Annotated in this window: 25 protein-coding genes, 1 tRNA gene and 1 pseudogene; 12 read left to right on the top strand and 15 right to left on the bottom strand. The window is 66.8% G+C overall.

The window, feature by feature from the left end:
• Both ACESLR_RS08355 and ACESLR_RS08350 read right to left on the bottom strand, forming a co-directional pair.
• A partial coding sequence (locus tag ACESLR_RS08355; RefSeq protein WP_373025413.1) for a Fur family transcriptional regulator occupies positions 1–368 on the bottom strand: 368 nt, incomplete at its 3' end.
• Positions 369–457: 89 nt separating this feature from the next.
• Positions 458–531, bottom strand: a tRNA-Gly gene (locus ACESLR_RS08350).
• Positions 532–598: 67 nt separating this feature from the next.
• Between ACESLR_RS08350 and thiS the strand changes: the two genes are divergently transcribed.
• The 3 genes and pseudogenes from thiS to trmB form a co-directional block, all read left to right on the top strand.
• Positions 599–805 (top strand): sulfur carrier protein ThiS, encoded by a 207-nt coding sequence (gene thiS, locus ACESLR_RS08345; RefSeq protein WP_373025412.1) that lies wholly within the window; start codon positions 599–601, stop codon positions 803–805.
• A gap of 67 nt (positions 806–872) precedes the next feature.
• Entirely contained in the window at positions 873–1,679 is an 807-nt protein-coding gene (locus ACESLR_RS08340) for a thiazole synthase (protein ID WP_373025411.1), read from the top strand.
• A gap of 2 nt (positions 1,680–1,681) precedes the next feature.
• Positions 1,682–2,407, top strand: a pseudogene (gene trmB, locus ACESLR_RS08335) (tRNA (guanosine(46)-N7)-methyltransferase TrmB); the annotation flags it as partial.
• Positions 2,408–2,459: 52 nt separating this feature from the next.
• On the opposite strand, the gene ACESLR_RS08330 reads toward trmB, so the two are convergent.
• Positions 2,460–3,308: a universal stress protein gene (locus ACESLR_RS08330; RefSeq protein WP_373025410.1), complete on the bottom strand. Its 849-nt coding sequence runs from the start codon at positions 3,306–3,308 to the stop codon at positions 2,460–2,462.
• A gap of 253 nt (positions 3,309–3,561) precedes the next feature.
• Here ACESLR_RS08330 and ACESLR_RS08325 point away from each other — a divergent pair, with 253 nt between their 5' ends.
• The 7 genes from ACESLR_RS08325 (at position 3,562) to ACESLR_RS08295 (ending at position 10,626) form a co-directional block, all read left to right on the top strand.
• On the top strand, positions 3,562–5,400 hold the full coding sequence (locus tag ACESLR_RS08325; RefSeq protein ID WP_373025409.1) for an SLC13 family permease: 1,839 nt from the start codon (positions 3,562–3,564) through the stop codon (positions 5,398–5,400).
• Between the two features lie 46 nt (positions 5,401–5,446).
• Complete coding sequence (locus ACESLR_RS08320) at positions 5,447–6,337, top strand: phosphoribulokinase (RefSeq protein WP_373025408.1); 891 nt, start codon at positions 5,447–5,449, stop codon at positions 6,335–6,337.
• Positions 6,338–6,446: 109 nt separating this feature from the next.
• Complete coding sequence (locus ACESLR_RS08315; RefSeq protein WP_373025407.1) at positions 6,447–6,905, top strand: hypothetical protein; 459 nt, start codon at positions 6,447–6,449, stop codon at positions 6,903–6,905.
• Complete coding sequence (locus ACESLR_RS08310; protein WP_373025406.1) at positions 6,902–8,032, top strand: FIST C-terminal domain-containing protein; 1,131 nt, start codon at positions 6,902–6,904, stop codon at positions 8,030–8,032. Before ACESLR_RS08315 ends, ACESLR_RS08310 begins: the two co-directional genes overlap by 4 nt.
• 19 nt (positions 8,033–8,051) lie before the next feature.
• Complete coding sequence (locus ACESLR_RS08305) at positions 8,052–9,086, top strand: NADP(H)-dependent aldo-keto reductase (RefSeq protein ID WP_373025405.1); 1,035 nt, start codon at positions 8,052–8,054, stop codon at positions 9,084–9,086.
• A 14-nt stretch (positions 9,087–9,100) separates the two neighbouring features.
• The gene (locus ACESLR_RS08300) at positions 9,101–9,883 is read left to right on the top strand and encodes a TatD family hydrolase (RefSeq protein WP_373025404.1); all 783 of its coding nucleotides are present in this window, start codon (positions 9,101–9,103) and stop codon (positions 9,881–9,883) included.
• A complete protein-coding gene (locus ACESLR_RS08295) occupies positions 9,880–10,626 on the top strand; it encodes a ThiF family adenylyltransferase (RefSeq protein ID WP_373025403.1) in 747 nt (248 codons plus the stop codon). The genes ACESLR_RS08300 and ACESLR_RS08295 overlap by 4 nt, the downstream gene beginning before the upstream one ends.
• Positions 10,627–11,011: 385 nt before the next feature.
• Here the strand turns inward: ACESLR_RS08295 and ACESLR_RS08290 are convergent, their stop codons facing one another.
• From ACESLR_RS08290 to glyQ, 4 genes are read right to left on the bottom strand one after another with little or no spacing between them, the layout of a single operon-like run.
• Positions 11,012–11,653: a hypothetical protein gene (locus ACESLR_RS08290; protein ID WP_373025402.1), complete on the bottom strand. Its 642-nt coding sequence runs from the start codon at positions 11,651–11,653 to the stop codon at positions 11,012–11,014.
• Positions 11,643–12,398, bottom strand: a complete 756-nt coding sequence (locus ACESLR_RS08285) for a lysophospholipid acyltransferase family protein (protein ID WP_373025401.1) — start codon at positions 12,396–12,398, stop codon at positions 11,643–11,645. Before ACESLR_RS08285 ends, ACESLR_RS08290 begins: the two co-directional genes overlap by 11 nt.
• A 9-nt stretch (positions 12,399–12,407) precedes the next feature.
• Positions 12,408–14,489 carry a glycine--tRNA ligase subunit beta gene (gene glyS, locus ACESLR_RS08280; RefSeq protein ID WP_373025400.1) on the bottom strand — a complete coding sequence of 694 codons (2,082 nt, stop codon included), beginning with the start codon at positions 14,487–14,489 and terminating at the stop codon, positions 12,408–12,410.
• A gap of 59 nt (positions 14,490–14,548) precedes the next feature.
• Entirely contained in the window at positions 14,549–15,493 is a 945-nt protein-coding gene (gene glyQ, locus ACESLR_RS08275; RefSeq protein WP_373025399.1) for a glycine--tRNA ligase subunit alpha, read from the bottom strand.
• Positions 15,494–15,658: 165 nt separating this feature from the next.
• Between glyQ and ACESLR_RS08270 the strand changes: the two genes are divergently transcribed.
• Positions 15,659–16,882: a cation diffusion facilitator family transporter gene (locus ACESLR_RS08270; protein ID WP_373025414.1), complete on the top strand. Its 1,224-nt coding sequence runs from the start codon at positions 15,659–15,661 to the stop codon at positions 16,880–16,882.
• 218 nt (positions 16,883–17,100) lie between these two features.
• The gene (glnA, locus tag ACESLR_RS08265; RefSeq protein WP_373025398.1) at positions 17,101–18,510 is read left to right on the top strand and encodes a glutamate--ammonia ligase; all 1,410 of its coding nucleotides are present in this window, start codon (positions 17,101–17,103) and stop codon (positions 18,508–18,510) included.
• A gap of 199 nt (positions 18,511–18,709) precedes the next feature.
• On the opposite strand, the gene asnB is transcribed toward glnA, so the two are convergent.
• The 8 genes from asnB to ACESLR_RS08225 all read right to left on the bottom strand — a co-directional run bounded on the left by asnB (position 18,710) and on the right by ACESLR_RS08225 (position 26,513).
• Positions 18,710–20,728 (bottom strand): asparagine synthase (glutamine-hydrolyzing), encoded by a 2,019-nt coding sequence (gene asnB, locus ACESLR_RS08260; protein WP_373025397.1) that lies wholly within the window; start codon positions 20,726–20,728, stop codon positions 18,710–18,712.
• Between the two features lie 86 nt (positions 20,729–20,814).
• Positions 20,815–21,897 carry an aspartate carbamoyltransferase gene (locus ACESLR_RS08255; protein ID WP_373025396.1) on the bottom strand — a complete coding sequence of 361 codons (1,083 nt, stop codon included), beginning with the start codon at positions 21,895–21,897 and terminating at the stop codon, positions 20,815–20,817.
• On the bottom strand, positions 21,885–22,007 hold the full coding sequence (locus ACESLR_RS08250; RefSeq protein WP_373025395.1) for a hypothetical protein: 123 nt from the start codon (positions 22,005–22,007) through the stop codon (positions 21,885–21,887). The genes ACESLR_RS08255 and ACESLR_RS08250 overlap by 13 nt, the downstream gene beginning before the upstream one ends.
• Positions 22,004–23,461 (bottom strand): sodium:solute symporter family protein, encoded by a 1,458-nt coding sequence (locus ACESLR_RS08245; protein WP_373025394.1) that lies wholly within the window; start codon positions 23,459–23,461, stop codon positions 22,004–22,006. Before ACESLR_RS08245 ends, ACESLR_RS08250 begins: the two co-directional genes overlap by 4 nt.
• On the bottom strand, positions 23,458–24,201 hold the full coding sequence (locus ACESLR_RS08240; protein WP_373025393.1) for a cysteine hydrolase family protein: 744 nt from the start codon (positions 24,199–24,201) through the stop codon (positions 23,458–23,460). The genes ACESLR_RS08245 and ACESLR_RS08240 overlap by 4 nt, the downstream gene beginning before the upstream one ends.
• 25 nt (positions 24,202–24,226) lie before the next feature.
• Positions 24,227–25,468, bottom strand: coding sequence for a Zn-dependent hydrolase (locus ACESLR_RS08235; RefSeq protein WP_373025392.1), 1,242 nt, complete (start codon positions 25,466–25,468; stop codon positions 24,227–24,229).
• 83 nt (positions 25,469–25,551) lie between these two features.
• Positions 25,552–25,953, bottom strand: coding sequence for a hypothetical protein (locus tag ACESLR_RS08230; protein WP_373025391.1), 402 nt, complete (start codon positions 25,951–25,953; stop codon positions 25,552–25,554).
• Between the two features lie 23 nt (positions 25,954–25,976).
• Positions 25,977–26,513 carry a MarR family winged helix-turn-helix transcriptional regulator gene (locus ACESLR_RS08225; protein WP_373025390.1) on the bottom strand — a complete coding sequence of 179 codons (537 nt, stop codon included), beginning with the start codon at positions 26,511–26,513 and terminating at the stop codon, positions 25,977–25,979.
• Between the last annotated feature and the right edge of the window lie 451 nt (positions 26,514–26,964).

The raw sequence follows: 26,964 nt of genomic DNA, 5'->3' as shown, positions 1-26,964 counted from the left end.
GGCAGATCGGAGATGTCGATCCGCGCCGGATCCACGTCTTCCAGCTCCCCGGTATCGGTGTGGAACAGGTGGTGGTGGGGATCCAGGTTGGAGTCGTAGAACAGCTTCGCGGGGTCGATCAGGACCTCGCGCACCAGCCCCTTCTCGGCGAACAGGTTCAGGGTGTTGTACACCGTGGCCTTGGAGACGCGCGACGCTTGCCGCATGAGCTGCGCAAGGATCTGCTCGGCACTGAGGTGCTGGTGGCGGGCGAACATCACGCGGGCAATCTCGACGCGCTGCTCGGTCGGGGAGATCGCGTGATCGCGCAGCAGTTCGCGCGCCGCGTCGACCGGGAGCAGTTCCGGATTGTTGGAGTCGATGTTCATGATTCCGACGATATAACAGGGGTCTGGAGCAAGTCCATATCCCGCTTTCCGGGGATGATAGGACCGGGAAGCCTGATAGAATGAAGGAGTGGAGCGGGTGATGGGAATCGAACCCACATTAAGAGCTTGGGAAGCTCCCGTTCTACCATTGAACTACACCCGCTAGCGCCGCCGATTGTAGGCCTTGTCGGCCGCCGGCTCAACGGTCCACGATGCCAGACGAAGAAACCATGCAGATCCAGCTGAACGGCGAACCCTTCGAACTTCCCGATGATCGCGAGGCCACCCTGGCGGCGCTGATCGAGGCGCGCGGCCTGGGCGGTCGCCGCCTGGCCGTGGAAGTAAACGAGGAGCTGGTGCCGCGCAGCGCACACGCTGCGCACCCGCTGCGGCCCGGCGACCGCGTGGAGATCGTGCAGGCGATCGGGGGCGGCTAGGAGAGCGCTGGCATCAGCGGGTCCCCTGGCCGCACGGCCCGCAACCACATTCAACGAAGGAAGCACCATGACCCAATCGGCCGCAGCAAACGCCGACGACCTGTTCCGCGTGGGCTCGCGCGAATTCGCCTCCCGCCTACTGGTGGGGACCGGCAAGTACCGCGACCTGGACCAGACCCGCGACGCCATCGAGGCCAGCGGGGCGGAGATCGTGACCGTTGCGATCCGCCGCACCAACATCGGCCAGAATCCGGACGAGCCCAACCTGCTGGACGTGATCTCGCCGGAGCGCTACACCCTGCTGCCGAACACCGCCGGCTGCTTCAACGCCGAGGACGCCATCCGCACCTGCCGCCTGGCGCGCGAACTGCTGGACGATCACAACCTGGTGAAGCTGGAGGTCCTGGGCGACGAGAAGACCCTGTACCCGGATGTGTTCGAGACGGTGAAGGCGGCCGAGACGCTGGTGGCCGAGGGCTTCGACGTGATGGTCTACACCACCGACGACCCGCTGCTGGCAAAGCGCCTGGAAGACATCGGCTGCCTGGCCATCATGCCGCTGGCCGCGCCGATCGGCTCCGGACTGGGTATCCAGAACCGCTACAACATCCGTGAGATCGTCGAGAACGCCGGGGTCCCCGTGCTGGTGGACGCCGGGGTCGGCACCGCCTCGGATGCCGCGATCGCGATGGAGCTTGGCTGCGACGGCGTACTGATGAACACCGCGATCGCCGCCGCCGATGACCCGGTGCTGATGGCCTCGGCCATGCGCCACGCCATCGTGGGCGGGCGGCAGGCCTTCCTCGCCGGGCGCATGGCGCCGCGGCGCTACGCCTCGGCCTCCTCGCCGCAGACCGGCCTGTTCTTCAGCTGAAGATGAACGACCCTGCCAGCCACGGAACGAAGGCCCCGCCGTTCTACCGCCGCATCCGCAGCTTCGTGCGCCGCGAGGGCCGACTGACGCCGGGCCAGCAGCGGGCCCTGGACGAGCTGTTCCCGCTTTTCGGCCTGCAGCTTCCGGAACCGGCCAAACCCCTGGACCTCAACACGGTCTTCGGCCGCTCGGCGCCGGTTACGCTGGAAATCGGCTTCGGTGACGGCGAGAGCCTGGCCGAACAGGCGGCCCGCCAGCCGGAGCGCGACTTCATCGGCACCGAGGTCCACCGGCCGGGGGTCGGCCACCTGCTGCGCGACGTGGAGCAGCGCGGCCTGACCAACCTGCGGGTCAGCGGCACCGACGCGGTGGAGCTGCTGGAGCACTACCTGACACCGGACAGCCTGGACTGCGTGCAGGTTTTCTTCCCCGACCCGTGGCACAAGAAGCGCCACCACAAGCGTCGCCTGATCCAGCCAGGCTTCGTGCAGCATCTGGCCACGCGCATCCGGCCGGGCGGACGCTTGCACCTGGCCACCGACTGGGCCGAATACGCCGAGCACATGATGGCCGTGATGCAGGGATGCACCCCGTGGTTCGAGCCGGACGGTCCGGTTCCGGCACCCGGCCGGCCGCCGGAACGGCCGGAGACCAAGTTCGAGCGCCGGGGGTTGCGCCGCGGTCACACGGTCGCCGACCTGGTCTATCGTCGCACCCAAGCCCCGGCCGCCACGGACGCGGGATCATTCAGGCGTGCGCCTCCGCGGGAGGGAGAACCGGTCAGACGTCCTTGACCACCAGCACCGGGCAGTCGGCGCCGCCGATCACGCGCTCGGAGACGCTGCCCATCAGCAGGCGATTGAGGCCGGTACGACCATGGCTGCCGAGTACGATCAGATCGCGCCGGTCGCGATGGGCGATATCCAGCAGCGCGCGTTCCGGGCAACCTTCCTCGGTGGTGGCATCCGTCCTCAGCCCCCTCTCCCGGGCCTCGCCCTGCAGGCGCTGCACCGTTTCCACGCCCTCCTTGCGCCGGTCGTCGCTCTGGCCCGGAACCGCCACCGTCGCAATGGTAAGCGGAAGATCGCAGCAGCCCGCCAGCTCGATGGCGGCGAGTACGGCCTGGTCGCCCAGCCCGGAGCCATCCGTCCCCACCAGCAGCCCGCGGTGTGGCGCCTGCGCCTCCCGCGGGACGACCATCACGTTGCAAGGCGCCAGCCCGACGACCTTGCGCGTGGCGTCGCCCATCATCAGGCGCGCCAGCTCGCCACGCTCGCGGCGACCGATGACGAGTAGCCCGGCCTTGAACTCCTGGGCAATGGCGACGATCTCCTGGTGCCGGTCGACCCCGTGACGCAGAATCACCGACGCATCGACCCCGGCTTCCCGGGCACGCTTTTCCAGTCCATCCAGATCCCCCTGGCCCGCCACGCTGGTCTCGTGACTGCGCGGCGGGGCCAGGGCGTCGTGCTGGGTGTCCGTGGGGATGATGCGCGCGACGACCAGGCGCGCGCCACAGCGCGGCGCCAGGTTCAGAGCCACGTTCTCCGCGGCTTCGCTGAATTCGGAGCCGTCCGTCGCCAGGAGGATGGTCTCGAAACGGCGCAGCGGGGCATCGGATTCGGACATGCAGGGCCTCCACTGGACTTTTCCCAGCATAACCGGGACGCCAACAAACGCCAGTACACAGGATACCGCTGCGCGCCTGCCATCGGCGCATTTTTTGCGTCCGTGCCCGGGGGATGAAATAATCCCGCGCTTTCAAGGGAAAGGCGGAACCCATTTCGTCCGACCCGCCTCGGCGCCCGCGCCCGGCGCGCGACCCCTTATCGGCTTCGGGCCACGCGCCGCCCGGTGCGGGTCCTCAGGACACGGCTGGAACATGGAAAACCTTACGCTAACCACCGAGATGATCGTGGTGCTCGCCCTGCTTGCGTTCACGATCTTCCTGTTTGTTTCCGAGATCGTCCGGGTGGACCTCGCGGCCATCTCGGTGATGGTACTGCTGGGTCTGCTGACGCTGGTGCCCGGGCTCGGGATGCTGGTCGGCCAGGAAGAGCTGTTCAGCGGCTTCGCCTCCAACGCGGTGATCTCGATCATCGCGGTGATGATCATCGGTGCCGGCCTCGACAAGACCGGGGTGATGCACACGGTCGCGGCTTTCATCATGCGGGTGGGCGGCACCTCCGAGAAGAGCATCATCCCGACCGTCTCCGGCACGGTCGGCGTGATCTCCAGCTTCATGCAGAACATCGGCGCGGCCGCCTTGTTCATGCCGGTGATGAGCCGAATCTCCAACCGCCTGAACATCCCGCTGTCGCGCCTTCTGATGCCGATGGGCTTCGCCGCGATCGTGGGGGGCACCCTGACCCTGGTCGGGTCCAGCCCGTTGATCCTGCTGAACGACCTGCTGCCGTCCGACATGGAGCGGTTCGAACTTTTCGATGTCACCCCGATCGGCCTTGCCCTGCTGGTCACGGTCATCGTCTATTTTGTGGTGCTCGGACGCTTCGTACTGCCATCGGTAAAGACCAAATCCACCCAGCGCGAGAGCGCCCAGGACTACTTCCAGCGCGTCTACGGGTTGTCCTACGAGGTCCACGAACTGTTCGTGCCGGAAAACGACCCGCTGGTCGGGCGCACCGTCGCGGAAATCGAACGTGACACCGGGGTCGCCATCGTCGGCAGCTACGCCCGCGACCAGTTGCGGATCGCCCCCTGGACCGGCTTCGAAATCCAGCCCAACTCCCACCTGGCCGTGCTGGCCAGCCCCGAGCGCATGGAAACGGTGTGCGCAGGGACGCGCAAGCGTCCCACCACCAACCTGGACGTCTTCGCCAATGCGATGGACACCAGCCGCTCCGGGGTTGCGGAGGTCGCGATTGCCCCCGGCTCGAATCTGGTCGGCAAGACGGTTACGGAACTGGCGATGCGCCAGACCTACGGTCTGTCGGTCATGCGGATCCAGCGCGGCAACGAGACCTATGGCGAGGGGCTGCGGGAGATCCCGCTGGAGACCGGCGACATCCTGGTGGTGCACTGCACCTGGGAATCACTCGCCCGGCTGGAACAGGACCGCGACTTCGTGGTGATCACCTCGGACTACCCGCACGAGGAACTGGTGCCGTCGAAGGTGCCGCACGCCCTGTTTTTCCTGGCGCTGACCGTGGGCCTGATCGTGTTCACCGACCTGATGCTGTCGGTCGCGCTGCTCACCGGGGCGCTGGGCATGATCCTGACCGGCGTGATCAGCCTCGACAACGCCTACCGCGCGGTCAGCTGGAAAACGGTCTTCTTGCTGGCGTCCCTGATCCCGCTGGGAATGGCCGTGGAAAACACCGGTACGGCCGCGTGGATCGCGCAGAACACGCTGGAAATGCTGGGGACCGTGCCGCCCTGGGTGCTGCAGGCAACCATCTTTGCCCTGGCCACCTTTTTCACCCTGGTCATGTCCAACGTGGGCGCGACCGTATTGCTGGTTCCGCTGGCGATCAACTTCGCAATCGCCGCACAGGCCGCGGGCATGGACGCCGACCCGCGCGTGTTCGCGCTGACCGTCGCGATTGCAACCTCGAATTCCTTCCTGATCCCGACCCACCAGGTGAACGCCCTGATCATGGGCCCCGGTGGCTACCGGGTGAAGGACTACATGAAGGCGGGCGGCATTATGACCATCCTGTTTGCCGTGGTCGCCATGTTCATGCTCAACCTGATTTTCTAGTCTGTTTCACGCAATTTTTCGCAGCCCGTTTGCAAGGAGAAACTCCATGTCCCAGAAACATCCCGTGATCGCGGTGACCGGTTCCTCGGGTGCCGGCACCTCCACCGTGAAGCGCTCCTTCGAGTCGATCTTTCGTCGCGAACAGATCAACCCGGTCGTGATCGAGGGCGACAGCTTCCACCGCTATGACCGCAAGGCAATGAAGGAGGCCATGCAGAAGGCCGCCAGCGACGGCAACCACCACTTCTCGCATTTCGGGCCCGACGCCAACCTCTTTGATCGCATCGAGGGCCTGTTCAAGACCTACGGCGAGACCGGTCAGGGCGAGAAGCGCTACTACCTGCACTCCGACGAAGAGGCCGCCGCCCACAATGAGCGCCTCGGCACCAACTTGGGTCCGGGCGAGTTCACTCCCTGGGAAGAGATCCAGCCGGGTACCGACCTGATGTTCTACGAGGGCCTGCACGGCCTGGTCGTGGACGGCGACGTGAACGCCGCGCAGCACGTGGATCTGGGCATCGGCGTGGTGCCGATCGTGAACCTCGAGTGGATCCAGAAGATCTTCCGCGACAACGCCGAGCGCGGCTATTCCGCCGAGGCCATCGTCGACACGATCCTGCGCCGCATGCCGGACTACGTGAACTACATCACCCCGCAGTTCGGCTACACCGACATCAATTTCCAGCGCGTGCCGACCGTGGACACCTCCCACCCGTTCATTGCGCGCGCAGTGCCGACCCCGGACGAGTCGATGGTCGTCATCAGCTTCAAGGATCCGTCGAAGTTCGGCATCGACTTCCCGTACCTGCTGAACATGATCCCCGACTCCTTCATGTCCGATCCCAAGACCCTGGTGGTGCCGGGCGGCAAGATGAGCTTCGCGATGGAGGTCATCCTGGGCCCGATCATCCACGAGATGCTTTCGCGCCGCAGCTGATCGAGCAGCACGACGGAAGTTCCCTAGCCCCGCTCCGGCGGGGCTTTTTTCGTTCGGGGGCGCACATTCGGCTAGGATTCGGGCTTTATCCGGAAAGGACGGAGTTGGCGTGTTGGGACTCTTCGGGCCACGGCCGGCCCAGCAGATGGAGCGCTTTCGCGGCCGCTACACCGGCCGCTCCCTGATCGTTCATCAGGGCTTCACCGGCGACTGGCTGGAGGAGCTGCTGAAGCAGCCGGGCGGCGGCGGTCACTTCCGCATCGACAGCCGCGCCCTGCCACGACGGCGGCCAAGCCCCGTGGAGTGGCTGCTGCAGACCCACATCCTGCCGCTGGAGCTGCCGCAGCCCCTGTTTCTGGACGTGCGCGAGGATGCCATCCTGATCCGTCACCTGAAGCGCGGAGAGCATACGGTGCATCCCTCCGAGATCGCGTGGTTCCTGGAAGAACTGGACACACGCCACCACGCCCGCCTGGTCTTCGCCGAAGACGGCGGCCTGAACGTGCACACCGGCCTGCCGGTCGACGACAACGAGGCCCTCAGCATGCTGGAGCATATCGGTTTATGACCACCGCTTTTCGGAGTGCCACCGCCCGGGGCGACGAACCCCGGGCCCTGGCCGACGCCCTGGTCGCCGAGCTTGGCGATTCGCCGGCGAGTGGCGAGGGCCAGGTCCGGGTCGGCTTCATCTATCTCTCCGACGCCCTCAGCCGCCACGCCCGCACCCTGCTTCAGCGCCTGCGCGAGGGGCTGGGCGTGGATCATTTCGTCGGCGGCATGGCCATGGCCGTCATCGGGCCGCACGACGAACTCTACGAGCAGCCCGGCGTGACCCTGATGATCGGCGAATTCGCGGCCAGTAGCGTCCGCGTCATCTACCACCCGGTGCGCAGCTTTGACGAACTGGCGAAGGCGCTGGACGGCTTCCTCGATCCGCAGACCCCGGGCCGGCTGATTCTGAACGCCGACCCGCGCACGGAGGGGCTGGAAGGCATCCTGACCGAGATTGGCGAGCGGACCGCCTGGTTTGCCACCGGCGGGGTGAATTCCGGCGATGACGGCGTAGTGCAGATCGCCGACGGCGTAGCCGCCTCCGGCATCACCGGGCTGGCCTTGCGCGATGACGTCGCGATTGCCGCGCGCCACAGCCAGGGCTGCACGCCGCTGCCCGGTCAGCACGAGCTGACGGAGACCTGGCGCAACATTATCGTGCGCCTGGACGGCCAGCAGGCCCTGCCGGCGTTCAAGGGCATCATTGGCGATGTCCTGTCGCGCGACCTGGAGCGGGCGCTGGGCTACATCCTGGTCGGTTTCCCCATCCCCGGCTCGGATACCGGCGACTATCGCGTACGCAATATCATCGGCATCGACCTGGACCAGCAGGTGCTGGCGGTCGGCGAGATGCTGGAGCCGGGCTCGCAGATCCTGTTCGTGCGCCGCGATGGCCAGGCGGCCATCGAGGACCTGGAGCGCATGCTGGATCAGATTCGCGCGCAGGCGCCGAACGGCATTCGCGGGGCCATCTACGTCTCCTGTGTCGGGCGCGGCCGCCATCAGTTCGCGCAGGAAGGCGCGGAACTGGGTATCGTGCAGAAACATCTGGGCGACGTGCCGCTGGTCGGCTTCTTTGCCAACGGCGAGATCTTCGCCAACCGCCTGTACGGCTACACCGGGGTGCTGACCCTGTTTACCTGAACCACCAAGGGAACCGCGCATGCAATACCGCAAACTGGGACGGACCGACATCGAGGTCAGCCTGATCGGCCTGGGCACGATGACCTGGGGCGAACAGAACACCGAGGCCGAGGCCCACGAGCAGCTCGACTACGCGCTCGAGCAGGGCGTGAACCTGATCGACGCCGCCGAGATGTACCCCGTGCCCCCGCGCGAAGAGACCCAGGGGCTGACCGAGACCTACATCGGGAACTGGCTGGCGGCGCGCGGCAACCGCGACCAGATCGTGCTGGCCAGCAAGGTCGCCGGCCCCGGCATGATCGGCTACCTGCGCGGCGGCCCGAAGCTGGACCGCAAGCACATCGAGCAGGCCCTGAACGACAGCCTGAAGCGGCTACAGACCGACTACCTGGACCTCTACCAGGTGCACTGGCCCGCCCGCTCCACCAACTTCTTCGGCCAGCTGGGCTATGTCCACAAGGCGGACGATGATGCGACCCCGATCGAGGAGACCGCCGAGGCCCTGAAGGCCGTGGTCGAAAGCGGGCGCGTGCGCACCATCGGCATCTCCAACGAGACCCCCTGGGGCTTCATGGAATGGATCCGCGCGCATGACCGCGGGTTGTCCGAGCGGATTGTCTCCATCCAGAACCCTTACAACCTGCTCAACCGTAGCTTCGAGGCGGGACTGGCCGAGATGGCCATCCGCGAGGACGCGGGGCTGCTGGCCTACTCGCCGCTGGCCTTCGGCATGCTCTCCGGCAAGTACCTGGACGGCGCCAAGCCCGAGGGCGCGCGCCTGACCCTGTTCGAGCGCTTCCAGCGCTACAGCAACGCATCCGGGCTGGCCGCCACCGCCGAGTACGCCGGGCTCGCCGCCGAACACGGGCTGACCCCGGCCCAGCTGGCGCTGGCCTTCGTCAACCAGCAACCCTTCGTGACCAGCAACCTGGTCGGCGCAACCACCATGGAACAGCTGCGCGAAAACATCGCGACCGTGGACATCAACCTCTCCGATGCGGTGCTGGAGGCCATCGAGGGCATCCACGCCCGCTACACCTACCCCTGCCCCTAGTCGAAACCGGGGCGATGGACCTGATCGATACGCATGTCCATCTGGATCTGGACGCGTTCGATCCGGACCGTCCGATGGTGCTGGAGCGCGCTCGGGTCGCCGGCGTGGGCGAACTGGTCCTGCCCGGCGTCACACGGGCGCGCTGGCCCGACCTGGACGCGCTGCACCGGCAGTACGCGGGCCTGCATGTTGCCTACGGCCTGCATCCGATCTTCCTGCAGGACCACGCGGACGCCGATCTGGACGCACTGGAGACCTGGCTGGACGCCCACCCGGAGACCGTCGCCGTCGGCGAGATCGGGCTGGATGGATCCCAGGAGGACCTCGACTGGGACCGCCAGTGGCACTACTACACGCGACAGCTGGCCATCGCCCGGGAACGCGACCTGCCCGTGATCATCCACAGCCGGCGGGCGCTGGACGAGGTCCTGAAGGGCCTGCGCCAGTACGAAGGCGTCACCGGCATCCTGCACGCCTTCATCGGCAGCCCGCAGCAGGCCCGGCAGGCGGTGGATCTTGGCTGCTGCCTCGGGATCGGCGGCCCCGTGACCTATGAGCGCGCCAAGAAACTGCACCGCGTCGTGCGCGAGGCCCCGCTGGAGGCCCTGGTGGTCGAAACCGATGCCCCCGACCAACCCCTGGCCGGGCACCAGGGCGAGCGCAACGAGCCGGCCATGACCGCCGGGGTCAACCGCCGACTGGCGGCCCTGCGGGACATGGACCCGACCGAGATGGCTATAATCACGTCACAAAATGCCCGCCGGATCCTCCGGCTGCCGACCGGCCCCCGCGCATGAGCCTCCACGCCGACGCCCTGCAAAATCCCTACACCGAACGCACGGATCTGCTGCTGGGGCACGACGTGACCGCGCGCCTGCGCGACCGGCATGTCTTCATCGCCGGGCTCGGCGGGGTGGGCAGCTACGCCGCCGAGGCGATCGCGCGGGCCGGGGTCGGGCGCATGACCCTGGCCGATCACGACGTGGTCGGGGCCTCCAACCTGAACCGCCAGCTGGTCGCGCTGCGCTCCACCGTGGACCGTCCCAAGACCGAGATCATGGCGAACCGCATCCGCGACATCGACCCCGACATCGAACTCACGATCTGCCATGCCTTCCTCCAGCCCGATACCATCGGCGACCTGGTACCGGAGGATGCCGATTTCGTGCTGGACGCGATCGACTCCATCGTCTGCAAGGCCGCGCTGGTCGCGACGGCCCAGGCGCGCGGGCAGGGCGTGATCTCGAGCATGGGCGCGGGGGGACGCATCGATCCAACGGCCGTCCGGGTGGGGCCGCTGGCCGATACCCGCGTGTGCCCGCTCGCGCGCCAGATGCGCAAACGGCTGCGACGTCTCGGCGCGCATCTTGACTACCCCGTGGTGTTTTCCATCGAACAGCCGCGCAAGGGCACCGAGCACCGACCGGTCGGGGACGGCGGCCGTCCACGCTCGGTCAACGGCACCATCTCCTACCTGCCGGCCATCTTCGGTCTGACCGCCGCCGGCCACGTGATCCAGAACCTGATCGCCCGCACCTGACGCGCGGGAAACACGGATCGACCCGTCGTTGCGAGGCGCAAGACGTCGCAGCCATTGGCGAGGGATGCCTCCAGCCGCGCGGCAGCCCCAGGGAAACACTGATTCACGTACACACTCGCGCTCGAATCGCTTTTACGTGCGAACAAGGCGCGGCGACTGCCGTGCAGGCATTCTGCACAAGGGAGCCGCAACGCGGTGTGCAGGCCCGTTTTTGATCACAACGGGCGGCCGAGCCCCGGCTTTCAATCGTTTGTGGGGTTGGCACCCCAGGTTCCCGATCCTGCGTTGCGGTGCTTGCGGGTAGAACCACTACCCGCTGCGCGCCACGCCTTGTTCCGGAAAACCCGGGGTGCCAAAGCGAGTGGGTACATGAATCAGTGTTTCCCTAGTCGTCGAAGACGGCCTCGATACGGGTCTGGATCTGCTGGTCGGCATCCGGACCGTACTGTGTGGTGGAAGGATCGAAGCGGTCGCAGAAGGCGTAGGCGAACTTCAGGTCCTTCAACCCAAGGGCCCCGAACAGACGCGCCTCGAAGGAGTGATCCTCGGGGTTCTGGATCAGCGTGGGCCAGCCATCCGCGCCCGGGGACAGCGCGGGCCCGAAGAAGACCACACCGGGCAGGTTCTTCAGGCGCAGCGCGCAGGTCCCGTCGGTCACGCCAGCCATCGGCAGGAAGTCGATCGTGCGCGACAGTCGCTGCTTGCGGTTGAAGGCGATGTCGATCTCGCCACCGGCGGCGCGGATTGCCGGCGCCTCGGCCTCGAAGGCCAGGGTCTCCAGCCCCGCGCCGCGCCAGGCGTCGAGATCCTGCGCGCCATGACGGCTCGGCAGGAAGAGGTAGGCGGGTTGGGTGATCGCCCGGATCGCCTCCAGCAACGGGCCCGAATACGCCGGCGCATTGACCAGGACGCCACCCAGCTCGAGGTCATCAATCAACCAGACGGCGGGCTCCGAGTCGCCGATCCGGTAGATCGTCCGGTCACGCAGTTCGACCAGCGGCGCGCTGATCACGGGGTCACTGGTCATTCGGCTTCTCCGCGGGTGTGCTGGCCGGGCGCGGCTCGATCCCGGCCATGGTGGTCTCGATCCAGTCCTCGGCCTCGCCCAGTACGTCGACCGGCTTGCACCCGGCGGTCTCGATCGGCGTCCCGATCACGACCTCGATGGTACCGGGATAGCGCCGCAGGCCCTTCTTCGGCCAGAAGCTCCCGCTGTTCAACGCGACCGGCAGGACCGGGTAGCCGGTACGCGCCGCCAGCATCGCGCCACCCTGGCGATAGCGGCCATGCTCCCCCGGGGCGACGCGCGTGCCCTCGGGGAACACGATCACCCAGCGGCCCGCGTCCAGGCGCTGCCGGCCCTCGGTCACCAGATTTTCCAGTGCCTGGCGGCCGGCCTCGCGGTCGATGGGCACCGGATCGATCATCGACAACGTCCAGCCGAACACCGGGATCCGCATCAGCTCGCGCTTGAGAACCCAGGTTTGCATCGGGAAGATCGCGACAAAGGCCACCGTCTCCCAGGTCGACTGGTGCTTGGAGAGCACCACATGCGGCCGCGACGGATCGATGTGCTCGGCCCCGTGCACCCGGTAGTCGATGCCGCAGGTGATGCGCAGCCACCAGACATTGAAACGCCCCCATCGGGTCAGCACGCGGTAGCGAACCGGGCGCGAGAACGGCCAGATCAGTGGCGGCACCAGCAGCCCGAACACCAGCATCGAGCCGATGAACCCCACCTGGAACAACAGACCGCGGATCAGGGGCAGCATGGAAAGGCCCTATCCGGTGGCCAGGCGGCCAATGTCGGCCACGGTCTCGAAGGCGCGGCGCAACTCGCGCAGCAGGGCCAGGCGGTTGCGCCGCTCGGCGGCGTCCTCGGCCATCACCATGACCTGGTCGAAGAAGGTATCCACGCGGTCGCGCAGGCCCGCCAGCTCGCCGAGGGCATGCAGGTAGTCGCCAGCGGCCACGGCCTGCTCGACCCCCGGGCGCACCGACTGCAGCCCCTGGTACAGCTGACGCTCCTCGTCCAGCGCCAGGGCCTCGGGGTCGAGTTCCGCCTCGGCCTCCTCGCCCGCCTTGCGCAGCAGGTTGTGGATGCGCTTGTTGGCGGCCGCGAGCGCCTCGGCCTCCGGGCGCTCGCGGAACAGGCTCACCGCGCGCACGCGGCGGGAAAAGTCCAGTGGGGCGTCCGGCGCGACCGCAGCCACCGCCTCGATGGTCTCGTGCGCCTGGCCCTGCTCCAGCAGATATCCGCGCAGGCGCTCGAGGATGTATTCGCGCACCGGTTCTACCGCCTGGTCGGCCTCCGGCACGCGCTCGCGGATTGGCTCGGCGGCGGCCTGCAGCAGCGGGGTCAGGGCCAGCGGCAGTTCACGCTCGACCAGGATGCGCACCAGCCCCAGTGCGGCGCGGCGCAGGGCGAACGGATCCTTGGTGCCCGTGGGCTGCTTGCCGATGGCGAAGATCCCGACCAGCGTGTCGAGTCGGTCCGCCAGCGCCAGCGCCTGGGCCAGCGGGGCATCCGGCAGCTCGGAGCCGGACTGGCGCGGCCAGTAGTGCTGCTCAATCGCGGCGGCAACGCTCTCGGCCTCGCGATCGTGCAGGGCGTAGTAGCGGCCCATGGTGCCCTGCAACTCGGTGAACTCGAACACCATCTGGGTGACCAGGTCGCACTTGGCCAGCCGGGCGGCGCGCGTGGCCAGGTTCGCATCCAGATCCATCAACCCCGCCAGGCGCTGCATCAGGGCCTCGAGGCGCGTGGACTTGTCGCGCAGCGTGCCCAGGCGCTTCTCGAACACCACCGAGTCCAGCGCCTCCAGACGCTCCTCCAGGCGCTTCTTGCGGTCCTGCTGCCAGAAGAACTCGGCATCCGCGAAGCGCGGGCGCAGCACGCGCTCGTTGCCGTCGCGCACCGCGTGTGGATCGCGCGACTCGATGTTGCTGATCACGATGAAGTGTGGCTGCATCCGGCCGGCCTCGTCGACCACCGGAAAGTATTTCTGATTGTCCTGCATGGTGGAGATCAGCGCCTCCTGCGGGACATCCAGGAAGCGCGGGTCGAAGCCGCCGGTCAGGGCCACCGGCCACTCGACCAGCGCGGTCACCTCGTCCAGCAGGTCGGCATCCACCAGTGCACGGCCGCCCAGCGCCTTCGCCTGTTCGTGGACCTGGTCCAGGATGCGTTCGCGCCGCGCCTCGAACGACGGTTCGACGAATCCCGGGCTGCGTAGCCGATCGGCGTAGTCGTTCCCGCGCTTGAGCTCCAGCGCACCGGGCTGGTGGAAGCGGTGGCCGTGCGTGGCATGCCCGGCCGTTTGTTCCAGCACCGTCATCTCCAGCACCTCGGTGCCGTGCAGCACGACCAGCCAGTGTGCCGGGCGCACGAACTCGGTGCGGCTGCTGCCCCAGCGCATGCGCTTGGGTGTGGGCAGCGCGTCCAGCGCGCCTTCGAGCATCTCCGGAAGCAATTCGCCCAGCGCGCGGCCCGGTTGCAGCTGGCGAAAGACCAGGTATTCGCCCTTGTCGGTGGTCTCGCGCTCCAGGCGCTCGACCTCGACACCGCAGGAGCGGGCGAAGCCCAGCACCGCCTTGGTGGGTTCGCCGGCGTCGTCGAAAGCCGCGGCGACGGCCGGGCCACGGCGCTCCTGGAGTTGATCCGGCTGTTGCGCCGGGATATCGGGGAACAGAACGGCCAGCCGGCGCGGGGTAGCGAAGGCCTCGGGCTCGCCCGGCTCCAGCCCGGCCTCGCGCAGGCGGGTGGTGAGACCCTCGGCGAGGGCGTCGCGCAGCCGGGTCAGCGCGGTCGGGGGCAGCTCCTCGGTGCCGAGTTCGATCAGGAGTTCGCGGGCTTCAGCCATGTCGGGTCCGTGTCGGGTCCATCACAACCGCGCGCAGGGGCGCGGTCCGGGTACAGGGTTCAGGCGGCGTCGGGCTTGTTGCTGTCGCCATCGGCGCACAGCGGGAAGCCGAGGGCCTCGCGTGACTCGTAGTACTTCTGCGCGACATTCCGCGACAGCTCGCGCACGCGCAGGATGTAGCGCTGGCGCTCGGTGACCGAGATCGCACCGCGCGCATCCAGCAGGTTGAAGCTGTGCGAGGCGCGCAGCATCTGCTCGTAGGCCGGCAGGGGCAAGCCCAGCTCGATCATGCGATCGCTCTCGGTCGCGTGCTGGTCGAAGGCGGCGAACAGGGCGTCGCGGTCCGCGTGCTCGAAATTGTAGGTGGACTGCTCCACCTCGTTCTGGTGATAGACATCGCCGTAGGTGATCGCGCGACCGTCGGGTCCAATCGTCCAGACCAGCTCGAACACGCTCTCCACACCCTGCAGGTACATCGCCAGGCGTTCGAGGCCGTAGGTGATCTCGCCGGAGACCGGGTGGCAGTCCAGTCCGCCCACCTGCTGGAAGTAGGTGAACTGGGTGACCTCCATGCCGTTCAGCCAGACCTCCCAGCCCAGCCCCCAGGCGCCAAGGGTCGGGGACTCCCAGTTGTCCTCGACGAAGCGCACGTCGTGGGTCAGGGTATCGAAGCCCAGCGCCTCCAGAGAACCCAGGTAGAGGTCCTGGATGTCCGGCGGCGATGGCTTCAGCAGGACCTGGAACTGGTAGTAGTGCTGCAGGCGGTTGGGATTGTCGCCATAGCGCCCGTCGGTCGGGCGGCGGCTCGGCTGCACGTAGGCCGCACGCCACGGCTCCGGTCCGATGGAGCGCAGGAAGGTCGCCGGATGGAAGGTGCCCGCGCCCATCTCCATGTCGTAGGGCTGCAGGACCACGCAGCCGTGATCATTCCAGTAATCCTGCAGGCGCCGGATCAGGTCCTGGAAGGTCGGGCTGCTGCTGGACGGGGTGCGTTCGTGCGACATGCGGGATCCCGGGTCAGGGCAAAGCCGACAGTATATCGGCCCGGCTTCGGCCGCGGCCACCGCCGGCGCGAAACGCGGGCCGACGGACCCGCTCGCGCGTCCCCGGGTTTTCCATGGCGCGGTGGGCGGTTTTGCACCAGCCGGGAAGGCGCCCATACTGGGCGCCTGATCCTGTTCGGGAGAGCGGCCCTGAGCGAACCCCATGCCAATACGGAACCGACGGTGACGGCGGCTGACGGCCAGCGCTATCGCGATACGCGCCGGGTCACGCTGGTGGGCGCGACCGTGAACAGCTTCCTGGCCGTCGCGCAGCTACTGAGCGGCTGGCTGCTGAACTCGCAGGCGCTGGTGGCGGACGGCGTGCATACGCTGTCGGACCTGGTCACCGACGGGGTGGTGCTGTTCGCCGCACGCAAGGCGTCCGCCTCACCCGACCAAGACCATCCCTACGGGCACGCCCGGATCGAGACGCTGGCGACGGTGATCGTCGGGGTGTTTCTGGCATTCGCCGGCCTGGGGATCGCCTGGTCGGCCGGTAGCCGGCTGGTCGAGCCCGAGTTGGTGACCGGTCCCGCGAACATGGCCATTTTCTTTGCCGCGCTGACGCTGGTGGCCAAGGAAGGCCTGTACCAGTACACCCACCGGGTGGCGAGGCGCCTGCGCTCGCGAATGCTGGACTCCAATGCCTGGCACCATCGCACGGATGCGATCTCGTCGCTGTTCGTGCTGATCGGCGTGGGCGCGGCCGTGGCGGGCCTCCCGTGGGCGGATGCGCTGGCCGCGCTGATCGTGGCGCTGTTCATCCTGCATATCGCCGGGCGCCTGATCGTGCGCGCCGCGGCAGAGCTGATCGACACCGCGCTGGAACCGGAGAAGGTGGACCGCATCCACCGCACCATCATGGATGTACCCGGCGTCAAGGATGCACACATGCTGCGCACCCGCCGCCACGGCAGCGACGTGGTGGCCGACGTGCATATTCAGGTCGCACCCATGATCTCGGTCTCCGAGGGGCATCGCATCGCCGACGCGGTCTTCCATGCGGTGACCGAAGAACATGACCGGATCAACGACATTACCGTGCACGTGGACCCGGAGAACGACGCGGAACAGGCCCGCAGTTCCGCCCTGCCGCTGCGCCCGACGCTGGTCGAGGCCCTGCGCGAGGCCTGGGCCGGCACGCCGGAACTGGACGCCGTGGAACACTTGTCCCTGCACTATCTCGACGGCCGGGTGCACATGACGGTGACGGTGCGCCTTGACGGGGCAACCGCCGCGACCAACCTGGAGGCGCGGGCCCAGGCACTGGCCGACCGGCTGCACGACCATCCGCAGGTAGGCGACATGCTGGGCGAGGTCACGCTACTCTATCGTCCATGCACTCATTAGGTGCGCACTACTCCCTTGTGCACAGGTTTTGTGCGCGAGTGGCACCGTAGTGGTGCAAAAAGGATGCGGCTTCAGGTGCCGGGCGCCCGTTTTTCGCGCGCCCGGGCCAGATCGGACCGAATGGCATGATGCCTGCATAGTGAATCGCGAAGCCGCGCTGGGCCCAACGAGCCGAGCGGCCACCATTGAAGACTCAAGTGAAGACCAAGGAGACCCCCATGTCCGCAGCCGACGTGCTGAACCAGATCAAGGAAAAGGAAGTGCGCTTCGTCGACTTCCGTTTTACCGACTCCAAGGGCAAGGAACAGCATGTGACCATGCCGGCCCACGACATCGATGAAGAGACCTTCGAGGAAGGCAAGATGTTCGACGGCTCCTCGATCTCCGGCTGGAAGGGGATCAACGAGTCCGACATGATCCTGATGCCGGACGCCGAGTCGGCCGTGATCGACCCGTTCTTCGAAGACATGACCATGAACATCCGCTGCGACGTGGTCGAGCCGGCCACCATGCAGGGCTACGACCGTTGCCCGCGTTCCCTGGCGCGCCGTGCCGAGGCCTACCTGCAGAGCACCGGTATCGCCGACACCGCGCTGTTCGGTCCCGAGAACGAGTTCTTCATCTTTGATGACGTGAAGTGGGGCACCAGCCTTTCCGGCTCCTACTGCCGCGTCGACTCCCAAGAGGCCTCCTGGAACTCCGAGCGCGTCTACGAGGACGGTAACATCGGCCACCGCCCGGGCGTGAAGGGCGGCTACTTCCCGGTCCCGCCGGTCGACAGCCTGCACGACATCCGCTCCACGATGTGCGAGGTCATGACCGAGATGGGCCTGGAGACCGAGGTGCACCACCACGAGGTGGCGACCGCCGGCCAGTGCGAGATCGGCGTGGGCGCGGCGACCCTGACGCAGAAGGCCGACGAGGTGCAGATCCTGAAGTACGTGGTACAGAACGTGGCCCACGTCCACGGCAAGACCGCAACCTTCATGCCCAAGCCGATCGTCGGTGACAACGGCTCCGGCATGCATGTGCACCAGTCGCTGTCCAAGGACGGCAAGAACCTGTTCTCCGGGGACCTGTACGGCGGCCTGTCGGAGACCGCGCTGTTCTACATCGGCGGCATCATCAAGCATGCCCGCGCGCTGAACGCCTTCACCAACCCGTCCACCAACAGCTACAAGCGCCTGGTGCCGGGCTTCGAGGCACCGGTCATGCTGGCCTACTCGGCGCGCAACCGCTCCGCCTCGCTGCGTATCCCCTTCGTGATGAACCCGAAGGGCCGCCGCATCGAGCTGCGCTTCCCGGACTCCACCGCCAACCCCTACCTCGCGTTCGCCGCGATGCTGATGGCTGGCCTCGACGGCATCCAGAACAAGATCCACCCGGGCGACGCGATGGACAAAAACCTCTACGACCTGCCGCCGGAAGAGGAAAAGGGCATTCCGCAGGTCTGCCACTCACTGGACCAGGCGCTGGAAGCCCTGAACCAGGATCGCGAGTTCCTGACCCAGGGTGGCGTGTTCACCGACGACATGATCGATGCCTACATCGACCTGAAGATGGAAGACGTCACGCAGATGCGCATGACCACGCATCCGATCGAGTTCGACATGTACTACAGCCTGTAAGGCATCCGCTTCCGGCCCCTCGGGGCCGCGAGGCCATCCGCCGCCGCGCCCCCCGGGCCGGCGGCTTTTTTGTGTCCGCCTGTCAGGAAGCCAGGTCGGGAGCCGCAAATGAAAGGCCCCGCGGATCGTCGATCCGCGGGGCCTTCGAGCGAGAGGCGGGAGGTTTCATTCCCCGGCCCCGCTTCGTCGTCGCCGGTGATCAGGCGCGCCAGCCGAACTCCTCGGCCTTCTGCTGAGCCAGAGCCGGGATGTCGGTGGCGACGAACTTCTCGTACAACACCTGGACCCCGATCATGTGGTTGATCACCGCATCCAGCTGGACCTGGGTGGCGGCCGGGGTATCCTCGGACTCGTGCAATTCGAAGACCTGGCGCACGCCCTCCGGGTCCAGCAAGCCGGCCTGTTCAACCTTCTCCGGCGCGAGGTAGCGATCGGCCAGCGCCTTCATCGCGGCCCATTTGACGGGGTCGGTGTGGGCCGGCGGCGCCATGAACGCGAACTTCTCGCGCTCGTAGAGGACCTTCGGCAGCAAGCCCTTCATCGATTCGCGCAGCACGTACTTCTCGGTCGAGCCCTTGATGCGCATGGTCGGCGGCAGGTGGGCGGCGAACTCGGCCAGGTGGTGATCGAGGAACGGCGGACGCGCCTCCATGGAATTGGCCATGTCCATGCGGTCGCCACCCCAGGTCAGGATCTGGCCCTCCAGCATGGTCTTGATCCAGACGTACTGGGCTTTGTCCAGCGGATGCCGGCCTTCCAGCATGTCGTTGTCCAGGGCGTTGGCGATGGCCTTGCCCGGCTGGTAGCCCTGCATGCGCTCGCGGCGTTTCGGATGCAGCAGGCCCGGCACGTGATCGGCCGCGGCCAGCCACGGCTGCAGGCAGGACGGCGTGAACCCCATCATCTTCGTGAATTCGGGGTCGTCCAGCTCGTTCTCGGCCAGCATGGCGCCGGAAACCAGTTCGTTGGACTCGTTCAGCATCTGCTGCCACGCCTGGCGGTCGGCCTCCGGCAGGGTGTCCAGGCCATGCAGGAACATGTCGCGGCGGAAGGCCGGGTAGCCGCCGAACAGCTCGTCGGAACCCTCGCCGGTAACCACGACCTTGTAGCCGGCCTTGTTCACGTGGCGGCTCATCAGCAGCTTGGCCACGCCGAGCGTGTTGTAGATGGTGCGCTCGGCGTGCCAGAGCGCCTCTTCGAAGTTGTCGTAGAGGTGGTCCGCATTCAGGGTCATGATGTCCTGGTCGGCGCCGACGCTCTCGGCCATCTCGCGGGCGATCGCGGTCTCGTCGTAGTCGTCGTTGTCGAAGCCGATGGTGAACGCCTTGACCGGCGCCTGCTGGCTGGCCGAGGCCAGCCCCAGGGTGATGCAGGAGTCGATCCCGCCGGACAGATAGCAGGCGACCGGCACATCGGCCTCGAGGCGCAGCTGCACCGCCTCCATCAGCTTCTCGCGCACGCCCTCGATCCAGTACGCCTCGTCAGTCTCGCTCTCGGGCGGGCGCTCGGCGGCGAGCGGGAAGTCCATGTCCCAGTACTTCTCCTGGCGGATCTTCAGCTTCCCGTGGGCGCGCTCGACGATCACCATGTGCCCCGGCTTCACCTGGTGGATGTCCTCGAACGCGGTGGTCCCGGGCACCATGGTCTGCATCAGCTGGTGGTACAGGCCGTCGTCGGAGAACTGGCGCGGGACGTCCGGGTTGGCGAACAGCACCTTCAGCTCGGAGCCGAACACGAAGCTGCCGTTGGCCTCGGTGAAGTACAGCGGCTTGATGCCGAAGCGGTCGCGGATCAGCACCAGGCGGTCATGCTCGCGGTCGTACAGCGAGATGGCGAACTCGCCGCGAAAGTGCTTTACCGCGTCCTCCAGTCCCTCGCGCTGGTACAGGTGCATGACCATCTCGGAGTCGCTCTTGGTGCGGAACTTGACCCCGCGCGAGGTAAGATCGGTCCGGATGCGCTTGTAGTCGTACAGCTCGCCGTTGACTGCAGTCATGATCTCGCCGTTCGTCATGCAGAACGGCTGGCGCCCGCGGTTCTCGTCCAGGTCGATGATCGACAGCCGCGCGTGGGAAAACCCCACGCCACGGTCATCCTGCGTCTTGTAGCCGAAGCCGTCGGGGCCGCGGTGATACTGGATCGCGGCCATGTTGACCAGGGTTTGCGGGTCGACCGTGCGGTTCGGGTCGGCGTGAAAGATTCCGGCAATGCCACACATGGCATGTCTCCTTGGTTATCCGTTCGGGGCGAGCGGGGCGCGGGCCGGTCCGGCGCGCCACGCCGCTCGCGGTTCAGTGAAAAGGTTCAGCCTTCCGGGGTGTCCATCACCGCGCTGATGCGCCGCACCACCGTGGTCAGCAGCGCCATGCGCACGAATACCGCCCCGCGGGCCTGGGCGAAGTACCAGTTGTGCGGGGTATCGTCGAGATCGGTGGACAACTCGGCGCCGCGCGCGAGCGGATGCATGATGATCGCCCCCTGCTTCAGCGGCGAGTTGCGATCCAGCTTCAGGCCCTCGCCCATGGCTTCGAAGGTATCGCCGACCCAGGCAATGGCATTGATATAGACGACGTCCAGCTCCGGCAGCACCGGGTCCAGGTCGTGAACCACCCGCAGTGACAGCCCGGCCTGTTCCAGCTCCTCGCGCTGGCCAGGGTCGAAGTTCTCGTCCTCGCGCGAGATGATCACCACCTCCTCGACCGCCTCCGGGAACAGGCTCAGCAGACGCAGCAGGGAACGTACCGTGCGCATCCGCGACGGCACCCCGATGATGCCCACCTTGATGCGGCTTTCCGGCGCGACCGTTTCGGCGAACAGCTCCGGGCGCCACTTGGCCAGGGTGTAGACATCCGCCAGCGCCTGGGTCGGGTGCTCGTCGATGCCGTTGCCGGCGTTGACCAGCGGGATGCGCAGGTTCTCCAGCATGTTGTGCGCGGCCTCGCCATCGGAGGAGCGCAGGACCAGTACGTCGCCGTAGTTATTGAACATCTCGGCGATGTCCGCCAGCGATTCGCCCTTGGCGATCCCGGTGCTCTTGGGGTCGGTAATCGACATGACCGAGCCGCCCAGGCGATGCCAGGCACTCTCGAACGACAGGCGTGTGCGTGTCGACGGCTCGTAGAACGCGCTGATGAGAATCTTGCCCGCCAACGGCAGGTGCATGAGGGCCGGGGTGGTCTCGTACTGTGCCGCCAGCCGGAACAGCTGCAGCAACTCGTCGCGCGAGAACTGCTGGCTGGAGACCACATGCGAGGCCGCCAGTTTCAGTAACGGATCGGGGTCTTCCTCCACCGCGTCCAGCAACGCCTTCGGCCGGTTGGTACCGGCGGCGCCATCTTTCGGGTGGAGCACGTGCAGGGGATCTTCGGTGTAGTTCACCAGAGGCATCCTTTTTTCCAGTCGCGGATGAACAGGGCAATCAGCAGGATCGGGGTCAGGGTCGCCACAGTGGTGGCGAGGACCACGATCACGGACAGCGCAGTAGTCGAGATCGTCATGCCGGCACCTCCGCGTCCGAACGGGCCAGGCGGTTCCAGTCAAACGGCCGCGGCATCAGCCAGGTGGTCACCACCATCACCGCCAGCGAGACGGCGGCCCCGACCAGCGCGGCCACGTAGAACCCGATCAGGAAGTAGCTGGCCAGCCCGATGCCGGACCCCAGTATCATCGACCAGGCGGCGCCCTGCGGGTTCGCCTTCTTCCAGTAAAGCCCGGCGACGATGGGCCAGATCGCGGAGGCCACGAAGGCCCCGGTGAAGTACAGGAGCTCCGCCAGGGAGCCGACAATCGGGATCTCGCCGCGGTAGCTGGCCGCCAGCCAGGTCAGCAGCCCCAGCAACACGACGATCACCTTGGTCGCGTGGAACTGGTGCTGCTCGCTGGCCTTCGGGCGGATGTGCCCGCGGTAGATGTCGCGCGTGACCAAATCGGACGTGGCCGCCAGCAGCGAGTCGAGACTGGAGGCCAGCGCGGCGAACACCACGATGAACACCACGATCGCACCGGTCAGGCCCAGCACCTCGGCGGCCACCAGCGGCCCGACCATGTCAGCTGTGGGCACGTTGATCCCCAGCGCCGGCGTGGCCAACGCAATGAAACCGGCGACGATCGGGATCGGCAACCACAGCAAGCCGCCGAAGAGGTAAGCGCGAAAGCCCACGTTGCGGCCGAACGCGAAGGCGCGGGACCACCAGACGTTGGAGTGGAAGATTTCGCCCACGCCGAACAGCAGATTGTTGAACAGGAACATGATCGCGGCCGGGAACAGCAGGTTGAGCAGTTCCGGGCGCTCTTCCATCAGGTTGACGTGGATCGCCTCGAAACCGACTTCGTCGATGGTCAGCCAGGCGATGAATGCCGCGCCGGCGATAATGATGACGGTCTGGATGAAGTCGGTCCCGATCACCGCGCGCAAGCCACCCAGCAGGGTGTAGACCACGCAGACGGTCAGGATCACGGTCATGCCCACGCGGTAGTCGATGCCGGCCAGGGCGTTGATCAGTACGCCGCCGGCCATCGCCATCGAGACCAGCCAGCCGAAGGCGTAGATCAGCGACACCACCAGAAACACCCGCCAGGTGAAGGTCCCATAGCGCAGGCGGATGAAGTCGCCGGAGGTAAAGCCCTTCGGCATCAGTTCGCGGATGCGGCGCGCCAGTGGCGCGAACAGGATCAGCCCCAGGGCCCCCAGCGAGTATCCGAGCATGCCCCAGACGCCCAGCTGGAGCGCCAACTGCGGAGCCGTCATCGTGGTGTTGGCGGTGACCCAGGTAGCCATCGCGGTGGCGGTGGCCAGTGCCAGGCCGACGTTGCGCCCCGCCAGCATGTGGTCCTCGGCGGTCTTGTTGCGACGACCTAGCCACCAACCCAGCACCACCCACAGGACGCTGAACGCCGCCAGCAGCGCCCAGGCAATGGAGGCGGGAAGAATGGGGTCCTCGAGACCGGTCACGAGGCCTCCTTCACCTTCTTGATCTCGCGGATCGCCTCGTCGGTGGTCATCACGCGGGCGTAGCGGTCCTTGATAGTGGTGATCGTGGCCTTCTGCATCTCCGGCGTCACCGTGGCCGTGGCGTCGTCCATCAGGGTGACATAGAAGCCCAGGTCGCAGGCATCCCGCACGGCGGTGGAGACGCACTCGTTGGAGTACACCCCAACGATGAACAAGGCCGAGATGTTCAGGTTACGCAGAATGTAATGCAGGTTGGTGGAATTGAAGACCCCGCTGGCGGTCTTGTCGAGCACGATCTCGTCGCCCACCGGGGCCACCTGCTCGACGAACTCGGCGTCCTTGGAACCGGGGGCCGCGTGCAGGTTCAGGCGCTTGTGCCCCGGGCTGCGGTCGCGGCCGTCATGGGTCAGCGAGCGGATGCGGGTATGGATCACTTCCAGCCCTTCCTCGCGGAACGCATCCTGCAGGCGGCGCACATTCGGCAACACCGTCTGCTCCAGGCGGTTGAAGTAGTACTCCTGCGCCTCCAGGGGCACGCCGGACTCGGCCGAATCCGCAAACACGCCGTGACCGCGTGCGGCATCGAGGTACTGCAGGTCGATGCACAGGAGCGCGACATGATGCTGGCGCAGCTCCTGACGCAGGACCGGCGTGGTGATCAGGCTCTCCTGGTACTGCTCGCGCAGCGGGTCCAGGGAGTCGTAGTCGGTCAGGCGGGAGACGTTATTGTTGTCGGCCATTCCGGGCGTTTCCTCTAGGTCGCGTTTATTGCCGGGCCGCCAGCGCCAGGGCACTTTGCAGAGTCAGGTTGGCGCCAGTCTCGATGTCCTCCCAGTTTGTCCATTCCGCGGCGGAATGGCTACGCCCCTGCAGGCTCGGCACGAAGATCATGCCGGTTCGGGTGATCCGGCTCATGCTCTGGGTGTCGTGGGCCGCGCCGCTGGGCATGGTGATGTACTCCAGCCCCATGCGCTCGGCCTGCGCCTCGATGGTCTGCACGATTCCGGGGTCGCAACGCACCGGGTCGATCTCCGAGAGGACGTCGAACTCGAACATCAGATCGCGCCGACGGGCCAGACTCGACAGCGTGCGCCGGGCCGCATGGGCCAGCGCGGTCAGGACCTTCTCGTCGGTGTCGCGCACCTCGAAGGAGAAGGTCGCCATGCCCGGCACGGTGTTTGCCGCCCCCGGTGCCAGCTCCACGCGGCCGATGGTGGCGCGCGAGTTCGGGCTGCCGTGCTCCTCGATCAGACGATTGATCTCGCCACCGAACTCCGCCAGTCCCTGGAAAGGATCGATGCGCATGTCCATCGGCGTGGTGCCGGCGTGGTTGGGCTGGCCCTTCAGGCGCACCTCCCACTTGAACAGGCCGGTGATCGCCTCGACCACCCCGACACTGAGACCGCGCCGGTCCAGCACCGGGCCCTGTTCGATATGGGTTTCAATGAAGGCGTGCAGGGTGTGCGGGTCGCGACGCGCGGCCAGGGCGTCGTCGGCATTCAGGCCCCAGTTGGCCATCGCCTCGACCAGGGTGACCCCTTCCAGGTCGCGGGCATGGCTGATGCTCTCCGGTGTCAGCTTGCCGGCCATGGCCTGGGAACCGAACATGCCGCCGAACCGGCCTTCCTCGTCGGTGAAGTCGATCACCTCGAGCGGATAGGCCAGGTCGACGGCGTTTTCCTTGGCGGTGCGCAGCACCTCCAGCCCGATCAACACGCCCAGCGCCCCGTCCAGCGGGCCACCGCCGGGTACCGTGTCCAGATGCGAACCCATGGCCACCACCGGGCGCTTGCCATCGTAGTCGAGGCGCCCGTGAAGGTTGGCGGCGCCGTCCTGCCACACGTCCAGCCCGGCCGCCTCCAGGCGCCCGCGAAACCACTCCCGGCCCGCGCGGTCGCCCTCGCTGAAGGCACGGCGGTGCAGGCCGCGATCGGCATCACGGCCAATCTGCCCCAGCTCGTTGATGTCCTGTTGCAGGCGCTGCATGTCGATCGTGAGATCCGTCATGGAAACCTCCTTTGGCGGGTCCACCCCGGATCAAGCGAAAACGTTCTACGCCAACACGGATCGACGGGACTGGACCGGGTGAATCAGTCGCGCGGACGGCCGCGCAGGATGGCCCCGATCAGGACCAGGAAAACGACCGCGCCGACGGAGAAGAAGCCGAAGGCGCGCGCCAGGCTGTGATGCTCCACCACGACCGTGGCCTCGTCGGCCCAGGCGTCGCGATCCGCGGCACGCAGTCGGAAACGATATTCGCCGTCGGGCAGGCCGCTGATCACCGTGCTGGTATCACCGCCCTCGTAGACAATGCGCGCATCCCCATGATCCGGTCCGGTGCCCTGCTCGAGCACCACCGTCTCATCGGACTCCCAGGCGAGCGTGAAGCCACCATCCGTGGAGCGCTCGGGCGGTGCGTCGAACGCCGGCTGACCACTCGCTGCAAGCGGCAGCCAGAGCAAGAATGGCAGGAGTGGGGGAATGAGTCGCATCGGTACCTCCGCGCGGGCCTGGCTCAGGACTGGCCTTCGAACGGCTGCAACCCGGCCTTGGGCTCGGTGGTGTTCATCGCATCAACCAGCAGGTCCAGGCCCTGATCCAGTGACTCGAGGCGACCCTTCGGCAGCGACTGCAGGGCCCGGTTGAGCTCACCCTGCGGCGCGGCCGGCGCCTTGTCCAGCAACTCCATACCCGTGTCCGTCACGTACAGGCGGACGATGCGCTGATCCTTTTCCGGGCGCCGGCGCTCGATCAGGCCCCGGTGCTCCAGTTTGTCGAGCAGATTGGAGGTGGTGGAGGCATGCACCGAGAGCCGGCGCGACAGGTCGCTGACGTTCAGCCCCGGTGTGCGCTGCAGCTCCCACAACGCCCACAGCTGCGAGGCACTGATCCCGCAGGCCCGCTCGACGGCCCGCGAATGACCCTGCAGGGCGCGGATGATCACGCGCAACTGGCGGATCACCGAACGCGCCACGTCGGGCTCGCCCTGAGTGCCGGCCGCGGGGCCGCTTTCGTCTTCAGGTGCCTGGGGCACAGCCTGGGTGGATGCCATCAAAACTTCTCACAATTGAATCACTCGGTTAGTTATTTTTGTACAAAAATAGTTCCATTGCAACTTACGGCCGGGCTGGCGAAATGGCGCCACGGGCTCTAAAAAGGGGGATTGGGGGCCAGCCCCAGCGGAAAGCCCATCCCGGTACGCTGGGAGTCGTCGGGCAGCTGTAGGCCCTCGATCCAGAGAAGGAACACGGGGCGGGTGTCGTGGTCACACAACAGTGCGCCGGATTTCCGTCTCCTGTTTACAACGCACTGGGAAATGCCCATCGGCATTCCTCGCGTTGGATTCGGGAAGCAACGCGCACTGCGTGTCCGCCCGGAAGGCCACTGGCGACACCCGAACCGCCTGACCAGAGAGGAATCGCAATGAAGAAGACGATGAGCTGGACCCTGGCGCCCCTGTCCGGTGCCGTTGCCCTGGCCCTGTTCCTGGGCCCGAATGTCGC

It is taken from the genome of Thioalkalivibrio sp. (genome assembly GCF_041685615.1).
In the GTDB taxonomy this organism is placed as follows: Bacteria; Pseudomonadota; Gammaproteobacteria; order Ectothiorhodospirales; family Ectothiorhodospiraceae; genus Thioalkalivibrio.
The sequence above is the reverse complement of the archived record's forward strand: the minus strand, read 5'-3'. Positions and strand labels throughout refer to the sequence as shown.

Coding starts and splice junctions, on each gene's coding strand:
- glnA (WP_373025398.1), top strand. CDS start 17,101: ATGTCCGCAGCCGACGTGCTGAACCAGATCAAGGAAAAGGAAGTGCGC.
- glyS (WP_373025400.1), bottom strand. CDS start 14,489: ATGGCTGAAGCCCGCGAACTCCTGATCGAACTCGGCACCGAGGAGCTG.
- ACESLR_RS08285 (WP_373025401.1), bottom strand. CDS start 12,398: ATGCTGCCCCTGATCCGCGGTCTGTTGTTCCAGGTGGGGTTCATCGGC.
- ACESLR_RS08255 (WP_373025396.1), bottom strand. CDS start 21,897: ATGCCTCTGGTGAACTACACCGAAGATCCCCTGCACGTGCTCCACCCG.
- ACESLR_RS08310 (WP_373025406.1), top strand. CDS start 6,902: ATGACCACCGCTTTTCGGAGTGCCACCGCCCGGGGCGACGAACCCCGG.
- ACESLR_RS08330 (WP_373025410.1), bottom strand. CDS start 3,308: ATGTCCGAATCCGATGCCCCGCTGCGCCGTTTCGAGACCATCCTCCTG.
- ACESLR_RS08320 (WP_373025408.1), top strand. CDS start 5,447: ATGTCCCAGAAACATCCCGTGATCGCGGTGACCGGTTCCTCGGGTGCC.
- ACESLR_RS08295 (WP_373025403.1), top strand. CDS start 9,880: ATGAGCCTCCACGCCGACGCCCTGCAAAATCCCTACACCGAACGCACG.
- ACESLR_RS08230 (WP_373025391.1), bottom strand. CDS start 25,953: ATGCGACTCATTCCCCCACTCCTGCCATTCTTGCTCTGGCTGCCGCTT.
- asnB (WP_373025397.1), bottom strand. CDS start 20,728: ATGTGTGGCATTGCCGGAATCTTTCACGCCGACCCGAACCGCACGGTC.
- ACESLR_RS08340 (WP_373025411.1), top strand. CDS start 873: ATGACCCAATCGGCCGCAGCAAACGCCGACGACCTGTTCCGCGTGGGC.
- ACESLR_RS08240 (WP_373025393.1), bottom strand. CDS start 24,201: ATGGCCGACAACAATAACGTCTCCCGCCTGACCGACTACGACTCCCTG.
- glyQ (WP_373025399.1), bottom strand. CDS start 15,493: ATGTCGCACGAACGCACCCCGTCCAGCAGCAGCCCGACCTTCCAGGAC.
- ACESLR_RS08290 (WP_373025402.1), bottom strand. CDS start 11,653: ATGACCAGTGACCCCGTGATCAGCGCGCCGCTGGTCGAACTGCGTGAC.
- ACESLR_RS08225 (WP_373025390.1), bottom strand. CDS start 26,513: ATGGCATCCACCCAGGCTGTGCCCCAGGCACCTGAAGACGAAAGCGGC.
- thiS (WP_373025412.1), top strand. CDS start 599: ATGCAGATCCAGCTGAACGGCGAACCCTTCGAACTTCCCGATGATCGC.
- ACESLR_RS08235 (WP_373025392.1), bottom strand. CDS start 25,468: ATGACGGATCTCACGATCGACATGCAGCGCCTGCAACAGGACATCAAC.
- ACESLR_RS08300 (WP_373025404.1), top strand. CDS start 9,101: ATGGACCTGATCGATACGCATGTCCATCTGGATCTGGACGCGTTCGAT.
- ACESLR_RS08305 (WP_373025405.1), top strand. CDS start 8,052: ATGCAATACCGCAAACTGGGACGGACCGACATCGAGGTCAGCCTGATC.
- ACESLR_RS08325 (WP_373025409.1), top strand. CDS start 3,562: ATGGAAAACCTTACGCTAACCACCGAGATGATCGTGGTGCTCGCCCTG.
- ACESLR_RS08250 (WP_373025395.1), bottom strand. CDS start 22,007: ATGACGATCTCGACTACTGCGCTGTCCGTGATCGTGGTCCTCGCCACC.